Source organism: Caballeronia concitans (assembly GCF_001544615.1).
Classification (GTDB): Bacteria; Pseudomonadota; Gammaproteobacteria; order Burkholderiales; family Burkholderiaceae; genus Caballeronia; species Caballeronia concitans.
The window spans coordinates 50,876-63,826 of the sequence record NZ_FCNV02000018.1; the positions used below are offsets into that span (position 1 = coordinate 50,876).

Below are 12,951 nucleotides of genomic sequence, written 5' to 3' on the forward strand. Positions count from 1 at the left end.
TCCGACGCTCGTACATACAGACACGCATTAGGACAATACAGAAATGGCTATCGTAGAAGTCAAGGTTCCCCAGCTTTCCGAGTCGGTCTCGGAAGCGACCATGCTGCAGTGGAAGAAGAAGCCGGGCGAGGCTGTCGCCCAGGACGAAATCCTGATCGAAATCGAAACCGACAAGGTCGTGCTCGAAGTGCCCGCGCCGTCGGCCGGCGTGCTCGCGCAGGTCATCAAGCATGACGGCGATATCGTCACCGCCGACGAACTCATCGCGAAGATCGACACCGAAGCAACCGCGGGCGCAGCGCCCGCCGCCGTCGCCGCTGCCGGCGACGCCGAAGTGAAGCCGGCTCCGCAAGCCGAACCGGTTGCCGCTGCTCCCGCCGCCGCGCAAGCGGGCGCCACGGGCGGCGCGACGTCGCCGGCTGCGACGAAGATTCTGGCCGAGAAGGGCGTGTCGGCGGATCAGGTGTCGGGTTCGGGCCGCGACGGCCGTATCACGAAGGGCGACGCGCTCGCCGCTTCCGCATCGGCTCCGGCTGCGAAGGCCGCAGCGCCGGCTCCGGCCGCTGCACCCGCGAAGGCTGCAAAGCCGTCGCTGCCGCAAGTCGGCGCACCGGCATCGGCCGATCAATGGCTGAAGGATCGCCCGGAACAGCGCGTGCCGATGTCGCGTCTGCGCGCGCGTATCGCCGAGCGTCTGCTCGAATCGCAGCAGACCAACGCCATCCTGACGACGTTCAACGAAGTCAACATGGCGCCGGTCATGGACCTGCGCAACAAGTACAAGGACCGCTTCGAGAAGGAACATGGCGTGAAGCTCGGCTTCATGTCGTTCTTCGTGAAGGCCGCCGTCCACGCGCTGAAGAAGTTCCCGCTGGTGAACGCGTCGATCGACGGTAACGACATCGTCTATCACGGCTACTTCGACATCGGTATCGCGGTCGGTTCGCCGCGCGGTCTCGTCGTGCCGATCCTGCGTAATGCCGATCAAATGAGCCTCGCCGACATCGAGAAGAAGATCGCCGAATTCGGCCAGAAGGCGAAGGACGGCAAGCTGTCCATCGAAGAAATGACGGGCGGCACGTTCTCCATCTCAAACGGCGGCGTGTTCGGCTCCATGCTCTCGACGCCGATCATCAACCCGCCGCAGTCCGCGATTCTCGGCGTGCACGCCACGAAGGAGCGTCCGGTCGTCGAGAACGGCCAGATCGTCATCCGCCCGATGAACTACCTCGCGCTGTCTTACGACCACCGCATCATCGACGGCCGCGAAGCCGTGCTGTCGCTCGTCGCCATGAAGGACGCGCTGGAAGATCCGGCCCGCCTGCTGCTCGACCTGTAAGAAGCATCGTTGCCCCGGCGCGCGCGATAGGCTCGCGCGCGCCGCGTAAAGCGTCTCCGCAGAAGCGGAGTCACTCACAAGGAAAGTCATGTCCAAAGAATTTGATGTCGTCGTGATCGGCGCGGGCCCGGGCGGGTATATCGCGGCGATTCGCGCAGCGCAGCTCGGCAAGACGGTTGCGTGTATCGAGAAGTGGAAAAACCCGGCCGGCGCGTTGAAGCTCGGCGGCACGTGCCTGAACGTGGGCTGCATTCCGTCGAAGGCGCTGCTCGCGTCGTCGGAAGAATTCGAAAATGCGTCGAAGCACCTGGCCGATCACGGCATCAGCGTGTCGGACGTGAAGCTCGACGTGTCGAAGATGCTCGCGCGCAAGGACGGCATCGTCGAAAAGATGACGAAGGGCATCGAATTCCTGTTCCGCAAGAACAAGATCACGTGGCTCAAGGGTCACGGCAAGTTCACCGGCAAGACCGGTGCTGGCGTGCAGATCGAAGTGTCGGGCGAAGGCGAAACGGAAACCGTCACCGCGAAAAACGTGATTATCGCGACGGGTTCGAAGGCGCGTCATCTGCCGAACATTCCGGTCGACAACAAGCTGATCGCCGACAACGAAGGCGCGCTGTCGTTCGACTCGGTGCCGAAGAAGCTCGCCGTCATCGGCGCGGGCGTGATCGGCCTGGAGCTCGGCTCGGTGTGGCGTCGTCTGGGCGCGGAAGTCACCGTGCTCGAAGCGCTGCCGCAATTGCTCGGCGCAGCGGACGAATCGCTCGCGAAGGAAGCCGCGAAGCAGTTCAAGAAGCAAGGTCTCGACATTCACCTCGGCGTGAAGATCGGCGAAGTGAAGACGAACGGCAATGGCGTGTCGATCGCCTACACGGACAACGCCGGCAATGCGCAAACGCTGGAAGCGGATCGCCTGATCGTGTCGATCGGCCGCGTGCCGAACACGGACAACCTCGGTCTGGAAAGCATCGGCCTGAAGGCGAACGAGCGCGGTTTCATCGACGTGGACGACCACTGCGCGACGAGCGTGCCGGGCGTGTACGCGATCGGCGACGTGGTGCGCGGCCCGATGCTCGCGCACAAGGCGGAAGACGAAGGCGTGGCGGTGGCGGAAATCATCGACGGCCAGAAGCCGCATATCGACTACAACTGCGTGCCGTGGGTCATCTACACGGAACCGGAAATTGCGTGGGTCGGCAAGACGGAGCAACAGCTCAAGGCCGAAGGCCGCGAGATCAAGACCGGCCAGTTCCCGATGATGGCCAACGGCCGCGCCTTGGGTATCGGCAAGGCTGAAGGCTTCGTCAAGATGATCGCGGACGCGAAGACCGACGAAATCCTCGGCGTGCATGTGATCGCGGCGGACGCGTCGGATCTGATCGCGGAAGCGGTTGTCGCGATGGAGTTCAAGGCAGCGTCGGAAGACATCGGTCGCATTTGCCATCCGCATCCGTCGCTGTCGGAAGTGATGCGCGAAGCGGCGCTGGCAGTCGACAAGCGCGCGCTGAACATGTAAGACGGCTCGACTTCGGGCAATAAGCATCGCAAAAACGAAGGCGAGCGGATCAAACCGCTCGCCTTCGTCACATCGAACGGCAGAAGATGAACGTCACCGAATACTACGAAAACGAACTGCGCACGCGGGGCTATCAGTCGGACGAAGCGCAACTCGCGGCGGTCGCGCGTCTGCAGCGCTGCTACGAGGAGTGGGTCGCCTACAAGTCGCGCCGCTCGAACGCGATCAAGAAGTTTCTCGTGCATCCGGACCTGCCGCGCGGCGTGTACATGTGGGGCGGCGTCGGACGCGGCAAGAGCTTTCTGATGGACAGCTTCTACGCGGTCGTGCCCGTGCAGCGCAAGACGCGCCTGCATTTTCACGAGTTCATGCGCGAGGTGCATCGCGAACTGGAAGAACTGAAAGGCCAGTCCGATCCGCTCGACGAACTCGCGCGGCGCATCGCGAAGCGTTACCGGCTGATCTGCTTCGACGAATTCCACGTCTCGGATATCGCCGACGCGATGATTCTCTATCGCCTGCTCGACCGCCTGTTCTCAAACGGCGTGCAGTTCGTGATGACGTCCAACTACGAGCCGGACGCGCTGTATCCGGAAGGGCTGCATCGCGATCGTCTGCTGCCGGCCATCGAGCTCATCAAGCAGCATCTCGACGTGCTGAACGTCGATGCCGGGACGGACTATCGCAAGCGCACGCTGTCGCAGGTGCAGGCGTATCACACGCCGCTCGGTGCCGCCGCCGACAAGGCGCTGCGCGCGGCCTACGCGAAGCTCGCGGCGGTGCCCGACGAAAGCCCGATCCTGCATATCGAAAAGCGCGAGATCAAGGCGCTGCGCCGTGCCGATGGCGTGGTGTGGTTCGACTTCGCGACGCTCTGCGGCGGACCGCGCTCGCAGAACGACTACCTCGAACTGGCGAGCCGCTTTCACGCGGTCATTCTCTCGGACGTGCCGCAGATGTCGCCGCGCATGGCTTCCGAGGCGCGCCGCTTCACGTGGCTCATCGACGTTTTCTACGACCACAGGGTGAAGCTGCTGATGTCGGCGGCGGTGGCTGCCGAGGATCTTTACGTCGAAGGGCCGATGGCCAACGAATTCGCGCGCACCGTGTCGCGCATCGTCGAAATGCAGTCGCAGGAGTATCTCGAAACGCCGCGGCGGCAGGCGAACGTATCGCTTACATAGGCTAATACGAGAACCAAAAACAGGCTATTAGCCAAATGGCATAAGGGTTTCGCTGGTTTTTCAAGATTAGGACCTCTCCGATTTGCCGGGTGAAAGGCACTCGGTATCGTTCTCGCCAGTATTTGTCAGCTAACTGGAGAGAATGCCGTGAAGCCTTACCGCGATATGTCCGACGAAGAATGGCAGATGGTCGCTCCGCTGCTCCCCGAACTGCGTCCGCGCTCGGAGTTGCGCGGCCGTCCGCTGGCGAACACGCGCGCCGTGCTGAATGGCGTGCTGTGGGTGATGTACAGCGGCGCGTCGTGGTCCACGCTGCCGCGCAAGTATCCGTCGTATCAGACGTGTCATCGCCGCTTCAAGGCGTGGCACGAGTCGGGCGTGCTGTTGCGCGTAATGACGCAACTGTTCGGGCCGGCGGGCGAATCGCTTTACGCGCTCATGACGTCGCGCATGCGCGTGCCGGCGGAAATGCCCATCGGCGAGGCGCAGGCCATCGCCGGCTTCCAGGATGTCGCATCGCCGCGTGCGCAACCGGCCGACTCGCCCGTGCGGCACGCTGCCTGAAGACTGGAAATCACTGACGCGCTTTCGCGTCGATCAAGAAAAAGCCGGCGGAAGACGCACTGTCTTCCGCCGGCTTTGTCGTTTCATTGACGCGATGAACGCGTTATTCCTGCCGCAGCCACGTTTGCGAACGCCCCAGCAGCGACACGCCGATATACCCGCGTACGACGAGCTTCTGTCCGCCGCTCTCCAGCGTCATCTTGCACTTGTACAGCTTGCCGTTCTCCGGATCGAGAATCTGGCCACCGGTCCACGCGTCGCCGTCGCGCTTCATGCCGGTGATGATCGTCATGCCTTTGACGAGCTGATCCTTGCGCTCGTCGGTGCAGGCGGTGCAGCGCCGGTCCGGATGATCGAATTCGCCGATGCCGCGCACGACCTTGCCCGCGAGTTGTCCGTTGCCTTCGTCGACGATCTGGATGATGGCTTTCGGTTTGCCGGTCGTGTCGTCGATGGTCTGCCACGTGCCGACCGGCGTCGCCGCTTGCGCGAACGCGCCCGCTGCCGTCAACGCGAATAGCGCGCCGATCGCCACGCGCGCGCTCATGCGGCCGATGGATTGCGTCATGTCGTCCCCTTGTTCTTGTGATTTCCCTTCGACGCGCGACGCAGGAATGCCGCGCCGACGCAGCATACGAGAAACCGTGCGCCGCGTTTGGGAGTAAACGTGCTAGCCGCGCCGCAGGCCCGCTTCGAGCGCCTCGAAGGTGTTCAGCGCGGTGCGGTCGAAGTGCAGCGGCGTCACCGCGATGCGCCGCGATGCGACCACGGCCGTTTCGCTGTCGGGGGCGTTCTCGCGCGGGCCGCGCTGAAAGCGCAGCCAGAAATAATCGATGCCGCGCGGATCGACTTCCGGCACGACATCGATGCCCTCCACGAGCCCCACGCCTTGCCGCGTCACGGTCAGCGGACCGGCGGCCGAGGCATCGCAATCGGGGAAATTGACGTTGAGACACGTGGGCGCGTCGTGCGAAATGGCGAGCAGCTGGCGGATCACGCCGGGCGCGAGCGCGCGGGCGGTGTCCCAGCGCACGTTCTCGCGATCGCTGAACGTCTGACTCAGCGCAATCGACGGCAGGCCGAGCAGCAAGCCCGTCATCGCCGCGCCGACGGTGCCGGAAAACATGGTTTCGACGCCGAGATTCGCGCCACGGTTGATGCCGGAGAGCACGAGCGTCGGCGGCGCGTCCTTCATCAGATGGCGCACGGCCATCACGACGCAATCGCCCGGCGTGCCTTGCACCCCGAAGCGCCGCTCGCCCTGACGCGAAATGCGCAGCGGCGAATGCAGGCTGATGGAATGCGACGTGCCGCTCTGATCGTGCTCGGGTGCGACGACCCAGACTTCGTGCGCTATTTCGGCGGCGACGGCTTCGAGCACGGCCAGGCCGGGCGCGTCGATGCCGTCGTCGTTGGTGAGCAGCACACGCTGAACGATGGGTTCAATGGCGGACATCGCGAATCGCTCCTTCGGTCGGTGAGAAAAGTATCGACCGATTATTACAGAGTTCGCGAAAAGTAGACGCCGCTTATCGGACGCCGAGGCCGCGCAGCACGGCGTTGCCGTCTTCGGTGAGGCGCACTTTCGGGCTGCTCGCGTCCGGCGACACGATCTCGACGTAGCCGTATTCCTGCAGCGAAGCGACGTCGGGCGTGGCGGCGATCGCGTCGATCGGCGCGTGCAGCAGCAGAAGCAGCGTCGCGATTTCGTGGTGGCTCAGAAGCCGCTTGATGGCGCGCGCCGGGGCCGATTTGGAACGGAGGTTCATGAGTGAACTCCTTTGTTGCATGACGATGCGCGCCGCTCGTTCATGGCGGCCGCGGTGATGTCGATGATTAAGTCCGCAAAGCGTATCGACGGATACTTAGGCGAGACTTAAATCTTGCGCCGGCAACGTGAAGCATGCGTTACAGCACGTGTCAGCAAGCAAGCGGGCGCTTCAGAACGGCTTGGTTCAGAAGCGGTAATCGGGGTTTTCGGGGTCGAAGGTGAGGTCGTCGAACGGCTTGCGAACGATGTGCTCGAACACGATGCTCTCGAAAATTTCGCCGTCGTTGTCGAACGACTCGACCGTGCGAAAAAGCGGCTGTTCGAGATCGAGTCCGAGCACTTCGCGCTTCGCATAGAAATCCGGCTGGCCTTCGGGCGCGACGTAAGTGAAGGCGACCACGCGCACGCCTTGAACCGTCTTCACTTCGATATTCGATGGCCGCGTGATGCCCGCAGCGGCGAACTTGCGTCCCTGATCGATGAACCGCTGCGTGATGGCATCGATGCCCAGCTCGCGGATCGAATGATTCGATTGCGCGCGGGCGAGCGGGCCGTTCACCGACGCCCACATCGGAATCACGCCGAGCACGCCGCCGAGATGACCGTAGAGTTCGTTCGGGCGTTTGGCGTCGTCGTAGATGACTTCCTGGCCCGAATGCGCGCCATCGGGAAGCCATTTCGCGTAGATGCGCAGCGGGTCGCGCGTGACGCGCACGAGCATGTGATCGGCGCGCTTCGGCCATCGGCCGCCGATGCGCTCGCGCCGCAGCATCGTGAATTCGCACGAGGCGTAGCGGTCGAGACCTTCTTGCAGATAACGCGGCAGCGTGCGCGGATCGAGCGAGCGGAAAAGGGCGACGAGCGCTTCGTCGTCGAGGGCGTCGAGTGTGCCGTTCGCGGCGGCTTGCGATAGCCAGCGCACTTGCGCATCGACGCTCTGTGCGCCGATCGCGCTTGTCGCGGTGGATTGAGCGTCGGCGCTTGCCGCGATCAGCAACCACGCGAGCGCGACGAAGCCGTGTATCCAATGCGGAATGCGGCGGCGCGCTGGCGGCATGGAATCTCCTCGATGGGTCGGGCGAAGCGAATTCGGCAAGTCACCGGTAAACGGCCGAGCCGCGATACTTCTTCCACCGCGCGCGTCAGCGCTCCAGTATCGCGACGACGCCTTGTCCGCCCGCCGCGCAGATGGAGATGAGTCCGCGCAACGGTCGTCCGTCGCCACGCGCGGGCGCGTTGGCGAGCATTTTCGCCAGCGTCCCGACGATACGCCCGCCCGTCGCCGCAAACGGATGCCCCGTCGCCAGCGATCCGCCGTTCACGTTCATCCGCGTGCGGTCGATCGCGCCGAGCGGCGTCGAAAGTCCGAGCGTGTCGCGGCAATATTCGTCGTCCTGCCACGCGGCGAGCGTGCAGAGGACTTGCGCGGCAAACGCTTCGTGAATCTCGAAGAAATCGAAGTCCTGCAGCGCGAGGCCGGCGCGCGCGAGCATCGACGGGACCGCGTACGCGGGCGCCATCAGCAGCCCTTCGCGCTTGTCGATGTAATCGACGGCCGCCGTCGCCGAGAACGTGAGCCACGCGAGCACGGGCAATCCGCGGCGCGCGGCCCATTCCTCGGAAGCCAGCAGAACCGCCGATGCGCCATCGGTCAGCGGCGTCGAGTTGCCGGCGGTGAGCGTGCCGGCATCGCGATCGAAGACGGGCTTCAGTTGCGCGAGCTGATCGAGCGATACATCGGGGCGCAGGTTGTTGTCGCGCGCAAGCCCTTGATACGGCGTCATCAGGTCGTTGAAGAAGCCGCGCGCGTACGCCGCCGCGAGGTTGACGTGGCTTTGCTGCGCGAGCGCGTCCTGCGCCTCGCGCGCGATCTTCCAGCGCTTCGCCATGAGTTCGCAGTGCTCGCCCATGGAGAGGCCGGTGCGCGGCTCCGCGTTGCGCGGCAGCGCGGGCCTGAAGAACATGCCGGGCCGCAGCTTCGCGAGCGCGCCGGCACGCTGACGCGCCGAGCGGCTGCGATTCGCCTCGAGCAGAATCTTGCGCATGCGCTCATTCACGCCGATCGGCGCATCCGATGCAGAATCGACGCCGCCCGCGATGCCCGCATCGATCTGCCCGAGCGCGATCTTGTTCGCGACGAGAATCACCGCTTCGAGGCCGGTGCCGCAGGCTTGCTGCACGTCGTAGGCAGGCGTTTCCTTCGCGAGCGTCGTGGCCAGCGCGGCTTCGCGCGTGAGATTGAAATCGCGCGAATGCTTGATGACCGCGCCCGCCGCCACTTCGCCGAGCCGCATGCCGTGCAGGTCGAAGCGATCGACGAGCCCTTGCAGCGTGAAGCTCAGCATGTCCTGATTCGATGCGGTCGCGTAGGCCGTGTTCGACCGCGCGAACGGAATGCGATTGCTGCCGATGATGCCGACGCGCCGGACTTCGTTCATGGCAGCTCCCATTCGAAGCGTCCGCGCAGATGCGGCCGCTCGCCGGCGAGATCGCGCACTTCGAAGTCGCGCGCGGCGGGCGAGGGCGCGGCGCTCCAGAGCGTGGCATCGCCGGGAAGGTAAAGCGGCAGCTTGAAGTCGCCGTGTGCGTGACCCGACGCGAGCGCCTTCGACGGATGCAGCGCCGCGAGCGCGCGAGCGAGCGTCCACATGCCGTGCGCGATGGCGCGCGGAAAACCGAACGCCTTCGCGGAGAGCGTGTGCAGATGAATCGGATTGAAGTCGCCCGATGCCTTCGCGTAGTCGCGGCCGAGTTGCGCGGGCAGTTGCCAGCGTGCTTCACGAGCGAGCAGCGCGACGGGTGCTTCAGATACGTCAGCAATGCGCGACACAGGCGCGGCGCTTTCGCTCCTGACGCCGCGTTTCAGATAGACGCTGTCGCCGTCCCAGACCGCTTCGCCGCGCCGATAAATGCGCGTGTGCAACGTGAACGCGTGACCTTTCTGATGCGGCACGATCGGCCCGCATTCCACCTCGATTCGCACGCGCTGTCCGGCGGCGAGCGGCCTGCGCAGGCGCACGCTGTTCGCGAGATGCACGATGCCGAGCGCCGGCCAGGGAAACGACGGGTCCGTGAGCATCATCAGATGCAGCGGAAACGCGAGCACATGCGGGAATGTGAGCGGCACGCCATGCTCGGGGATGAAGCCGCACACGCGCGCATAGCGTCCGATGTGCCCGGCGTCGAGCAGCACGTCCGGGCGCACGAGCCGCAGCGCGGGCAGTTCGAGCACGCGGCCGCGCCGGAAAATGCCGGGCAGCGCGCGGCCGTAGAGCTTCGCGGGCGGCGGCAGCGTATCGATGACGACGGTGCGCGCGCGCTGCATCGGCGATGCGGGCATGGGCGTCTGCATCGTCATGCTCCGATCAGGCTTTGGCCGCACACGCGCACGACGTTGCCGGTGATGTTCGCGCACGCGGGGCTCGCGAGCCACGCGACGGTCTCGGCGACATCGACGGGCAGGCCGCCTTGTCCCATCGCGTTGAGGCGTCGTCCGGCTTCGCGCGCGGCGAACGGCATGCGCGCCGTCATCTGCGTTTCGATGAAGCCCGGCGCGACCGCGTTGATCGTGACGCCGCGCTCGCGCAACACGGGCGCCATGCTCTGCACGCGGCCGATCACGCCGGCTTTCGACGTCGCGTAATTCGTCTGTCCGCGATTGCCCGCGATGCCGCTGATCGACGACACCGCCACGATGCGTCCGCCCGCGCGCAGGAGGTTCTGCGCGAGGAGCGCATCGTCGATACGTTCCTGCGCCAGCAGGTTGATGTCGAGCACGCTCGTCCACATGTCGTCGGTCATGCGCGCGATGGTCTTGTCGCGCGTGATGCCCGCGTTATGCACGACGATATCGACGCCGCCCGCGGATGCGAGCGCCGCCGCGATCTCGGCGGGCGCGTCGGCGGCGGCGATGTCGGCGATGAGCGCGGCATGCGCGCCGCCCGACCGCGACGTGTCCTCGATCGACAGCATGGTCTGGTCGAGCGCATCGCGGGCGGCTTCGACATCGAGCCCGGTGACGATCGCGCCGTGCTCGGCCAGCACCTTCGCGATCGACGCGCCGATGCCGCGCGCCGCGCCCGTTACCAGCGCGCGCTGGCCGGCGAGCGGCTTCGTCCAGCTTGCGGGCGCGGCGGCGGGGCGGTCGATATGCACGACCTGGCCCGATACATACGCCGAACGCGGCGACAGAAAGAAGCGCAGCGCGCCTTCGATATCGGCGCTGCCGGCCACGTAGAGCAGATTCGACGTGATGCCGTTGCGGGCTTCCTTGCCGAGCGAGCGCGTCATGCCTTCGAGCGCGCGTTGCGCGGTGGCGGCGCGCGGACTGGCACATGTCGACGGCGGCCGTCCGAGCACGACGATGCGTCCGCTTTTCGCGAGCGAGCGCAATGCGTCGTGGAAGAAGGCGTAGAGCGCGTGCAACTCGCTGCTTTCGGCGATGCCGGTGGCATCGAAGATCAGCGCGTGAACGCGATTCGCGGAGCCGCTGTCGGCGGCGCGCGGCGTGATGCGTCCGCTCATCGCGCCTCGACGATGCGCCAGCGCGAGCCAGTCGGGCGCGCTGTCATGCGCGATGCCGGTCATGCCGATGCCGGTGAGCACGCGCATCAGTTGATCGAAGAGCGTCGGCGACGGCCCCGCGCCGATGGCGGCCATGCCGGCGAATTCGGCTTCGTCCGCGCGATGGCGGCGCAGCACCTCGGGCTTCGGCAGCCCGAGCGCGCGGGCGATGCTCGTGCCGAAGGGCGAATTGACGAAGTCGAGATAGCGGTCTTTCATCGATTCATTTTCGAGCGGCGATCGGGAAGGGACGCTGCGTGAGCGCCCGATGCGGTGCTGCAATGAACCGAGGATACCGAAGTCTGACGGAGCGTGTCAGTGTTTGGCGTGCGCGCTCGTCGGCGAAGCCTGCCGCGCCGACGAGCGATTCGCCCGCCGCTAACCCGTGGCGCCGACTTCCTGTGCGGAGCGCGTCATATCGATTCCCCTGCGCTCGCGGCTGAAGAAAATCAGCGCTGCAATGACGACGGCGACCGTTCCCGCGACGATCGCCATCGCAAGGCCGTAGTTATTTCCGTGCGATGTCGCAATGCCGGCCTGCATCGTCGCGTTGATTGCCGCGAGTAGATTGCCGAGTTGATAAACCAGTCCCGGAAATGTCGCGCGAATCTCATCCGGCGATATCTCGTTCAAGTGCACGGGAATGACGCCCCAGGCGCCTTGCACGGAAATCTGCATCAGGAATGCGCCGATCGCGAGCGCGACCGGCCCCGCCGAAAATGCCCACAGATAAAGCACGGGCAATGCAATAAGCGCCGCAATGAAAATCGCGAGACGCCGGCCGATGCGTTCCGACATCGCACCGAAAAACAGTCCGCCGACAATCGCGCCGATATTCAGCACGATGGTAATGATCGAAACCGTGTGCGGATCGAAGTGATGTTGTTCACGCAAGAAAGTCGGATAAAGATCTTGCGTGCCGTGCGAAAAGAAATTGAACGCAGTCATCAAAATAATCGCGTAAAGCGAAAGCGTCCAGTTTTGCTTGAGCGTGGCGAGCAGGCCGGGGCGTTCGCGCTTTTCCATCGCGCGCCAGGCGGGAGATTCGGGCACGTGCGCGCGCACGTACAGCACGAGCAGCGCGGGCGCGACGCCGACGAAGAACATGCCGCGCCAGCCGACGTACTGATAAAGCACGCCGAAGACGATCGACGCGAGCAGATAGCCGCTCGGGTAGCCCGCCTGCAGCAGTCCCGAAACGAAGCCGCGCGCTTTAGGCGGCACCGTTTCCATCGTGAGCGCGGAGCCGACGCCCCATTCGCCGCCCATCGCGATACCGAATAACGCGCGAAGCACGAGGAGCGTCATCAGATTCGGCGATAAACCCGAGAGTAACTCCAGCAGCGAATAAATCGCGATATTGATCATCAGCGTCGGACGGCGGCCGAATCTATCCGCGAGCCGGCCGAATATCAGCGCGCCGACGGGACGCATCGCCAGTGTCAGTGTAATGGCAAATGCCACTTCCGGAATCTTGGTATTGAACTCGGCGGCAATGTCCTTCAATACGAATACCATCAGGAAGAAATTGAATGCATCCAGCGTCCAGCCCAGATAGGCCGCAATCGTCACGTTTCTTTGTTCTCGGGTCCAACTCATCGCCTGGGTCTCCAGTTCGGTTTTTGATTAATCAGCGTTGAGATGCGGCCAGTGTTGATCCGGCAAGCCGTATCGGCGCGCGATCGAAGCGCACGACCGCGCGGGCAGGGACGAGTGTACGCCGCCGATTAATCGCGTGCTGAAGGGCGAAAATAAGAACAGAATGAAATGAATAATCCGATGCGGAAATAATTCATCATGCTTTCTTGAAGCAAGAAAGAGGAATAAAAACGAAAGGATATTGGATTGAAAAAGAAAAACAAAAAGCCCCACGTGAGTGCGTGGGGCTGATTGCGGCGCTGTTGCGCGTTCGCGAGAGGGACCTTGGTGCCCAGGAGAGGACTCGAACCTCCACGGTGTTGCCACCGCTAGGACCTGAACCTAGTGCGTCTACCAATTCCGCCACCTGGGC

At 64.3% G+C, this 12,951-nt stretch carries 12 protein-coding genes and 1 tRNA gene; 4 read left to right on the forward strand and 9 right to left on the reverse strand.

Annotation, left to right across the window (positions count from 1 at the left end; genetic code table 11):
- The first annotated feature begins 43 nt into the window (after positions 1-43).
- The 4 genes from odhB (at position 44) to AWB72_RS26470 (ending at position 4,606) form a co-directional block, all read left to right on the forward strand.
- On the forward strand, positions 44-1,339 hold the full coding sequence (odhB, locus tag AWB72_RS26455; protein ID WP_040050188.1) for a 2-oxoglutarate dehydrogenase complex dihydrolipoyllysine-residue succinyltransferase: 1,296 nt from the start codon (positions 44-46) through the stop codon (positions 1,337-1,339).
- 88 nt (positions 1,340-1,427) lie between these two features.
- On the forward strand, positions 1,428-2,858 hold the full coding sequence (gene lpdA / locus AWB72_RS26460) for a dihydrolipoyl dehydrogenase (protein ID WP_040050187.1): 1,431 nt from the start codon (positions 1,428-1,430) through the stop codon (positions 2,856-2,858).
- Positions 2,859-2,944: 86 nt separating this feature from the next.
- A complete protein-coding gene (zapE, locus tag AWB72_RS26465) occupies positions 2,945-4,042 on the forward strand; it encodes a cell division protein ZapE (protein ID WP_040050186.1) in 1,098 nt (365 codons plus the stop codon).
- A 147-nt stretch (positions 4,043-4,189) separates the two neighbouring features.
- Complete coding sequence (locus AWB72_RS26470; RefSeq protein WP_040050185.1) at positions 4,190-4,606, forward strand: transposase; 417 nt, start codon at positions 4,190-4,192, stop codon at positions 4,604-4,606.
- Positions 4,607-4,709: 103 nt separating this feature from the next.
- Here AWB72_RS26470 and AWB72_RS26475 read toward each other — a convergent pair whose 3' ends face one another.
- The 9 genes from AWB72_RS26475 to AWB72_RS26515 all read right to left on the reverse strand — a co-directional run bounded on the left by AWB72_RS26475 (position 4,710) and on the right by AWB72_RS26515 (position 12,951).
- A complete protein-coding gene (locus AWB72_RS26475; protein ID WP_040050217.1) occupies positions 4,710-5,174 on the reverse strand; it encodes a DUF2147 domain-containing protein in 465 nt (154 codons plus the stop codon).
- A 102-nt stretch (positions 5,175-5,276) separates the two neighbouring features.
- Positions 5,277-6,062, reverse strand: a complete 786-nt coding sequence (surE, locus tag AWB72_RS26480; RefSeq protein ID WP_040050184.1) for a 5'/3'-nucleotidase SurE — start codon at positions 6,060-6,062, stop codon at positions 5,277-5,279.
- A 73-nt stretch (positions 6,063-6,135) separates the two neighbouring features.
- Positions 6,136-6,375: a hypothetical protein gene (locus AWB72_RS26485; RefSeq protein ID WP_040050183.1), complete on the reverse strand. Its 240-nt coding sequence runs from the start codon at positions 6,373-6,375 to the stop codon at positions 6,136-6,138.
- Between the two features lie 186 nt (positions 6,376-6,561).
- Positions 6,562-7,434 carry a DUF1571 domain-containing protein gene (locus AWB72_RS26490; RefSeq protein WP_087128968.1) on the reverse strand — a complete coding sequence of 291 codons (873 nt, stop codon included), beginning with the start codon at positions 7,432-7,434 and terminating at the stop codon, positions 6,562-6,564.
- Between the two features lie 85 nt (positions 7,435-7,519).
- Positions 7,520-8,815, reverse strand: a complete 1,296-nt coding sequence (locus AWB72_RS26495) for an acetyl-CoA C-acetyltransferase (RefSeq protein WP_244285761.1) — start codon at positions 8,813-8,815, stop codon at positions 7,520-7,522.
- A complete protein-coding gene (locus AWB72_RS26500) occupies positions 8,812-9,729 on the reverse strand; it encodes a MaoC family dehydratase (protein ID WP_040050215.1) in 918 nt (305 codons plus the stop codon). The genes AWB72_RS26495 and AWB72_RS26500 overlap by 4 nt, the downstream gene beginning before the upstream one ends.
- Before the next feature lie 2 nt (positions 9,730-9,731).
- Positions 9,732-11,159 carry a 3-oxoacyl-ACP reductase gene (locus AWB72_RS26505; protein ID WP_040050181.1) on the reverse strand — a complete coding sequence of 476 codons (1,428 nt, stop codon included), beginning with the start codon at positions 11,157-11,159 and terminating at the stop codon, positions 9,732-9,734.
- Between the two features lie 159 nt (positions 11,160-11,318).
- Positions 11,319-12,539, reverse strand: a complete 1,221-nt coding sequence (locus AWB72_RS26510; RefSeq protein ID WP_087128970.1) for an MFS transporter — start codon at positions 12,537-12,539, stop codon at positions 11,319-11,321.
- A gap of 325 nt (positions 12,540-12,864) precedes the next feature.
- Positions 12,865-12,951 (reverse strand) — tRNA-Leu (locus AWB72_RS26515).

Excerpts from the sequence above, each read along its gene's own strand:
- odhB (WP_040050188.1), top strand. The coding sequence starts at position 44 with ATGGCTATCGTAGAAGTCAAGGTTCCCCAGCTTTCCGAGTCGGTCTCG.
- lpdA (WP_040050187.1), top strand. The coding sequence starts at position 1,428 with ATGTCCAAAGAATTTGATGTCGTCGTGATCGGCGCGGGCCCGGGCGGG.
- zapE (WP_040050186.1), top strand. The coding sequence starts at position 2,945 with ATGAACGTCACCGAATACTACGAAAACGAACTGCGCACGCGGGGCTAT.
- AWB72_RS26475 (WP_040050217.1), bottom strand. The coding sequence starts at position 5,174 with ATGACGCAATCCATCGGCCGCATGAGCGCGCGCGTGGCGATCGGCGCG.
- surE (WP_040050184.1), bottom strand. The coding sequence starts at position 6,062 with ATGTCCGCCATTGAACCCATCGTTCAGCGTGTGCTGCTCACCAACGAC.
- AWB72_RS26485 (WP_040050183.1), bottom strand. The coding sequence starts at position 6,375 with ATGAACCTCCGTTCCAAATCGGCCCCGGCGCGCGCCATCAAGCGGCTT.
- AWB72_RS26490 (WP_087128968.1), bottom strand. The coding sequence starts at position 7,434 with ATGCCGCCAGCGCGCCGCCGCATTCCGCATTGGATACACGGCTTCGTC.
- AWB72_RS26495 (WP_244285761.1), bottom strand. The coding sequence starts at position 8,815 with ATGAACGAAGTCCGGCGCGTCGGCATCATCGGCAGCAATCGCATTCCG.
- AWB72_RS26500 (WP_040050215.1), bottom strand. The coding sequence starts at position 9,729 with ATGCAGACGCCCATGCCCGCATCGCCGATGCAGCGCGCGCGCACCGTC.
- AWB72_RS26505 (WP_040050181.1), bottom strand. The coding sequence starts at position 11,159 with ATGAAAGACCGCTATCTCGACTTCGTCAATTCGCCCTTCGGCACGAGC.
- AWB72_RS26510 (WP_087128970.1), bottom strand. The coding sequence starts at position 12,539 with ATGAGTTGGACCCGAGAACAAAGAAACGTGACGATTGCGGCCTATCTG.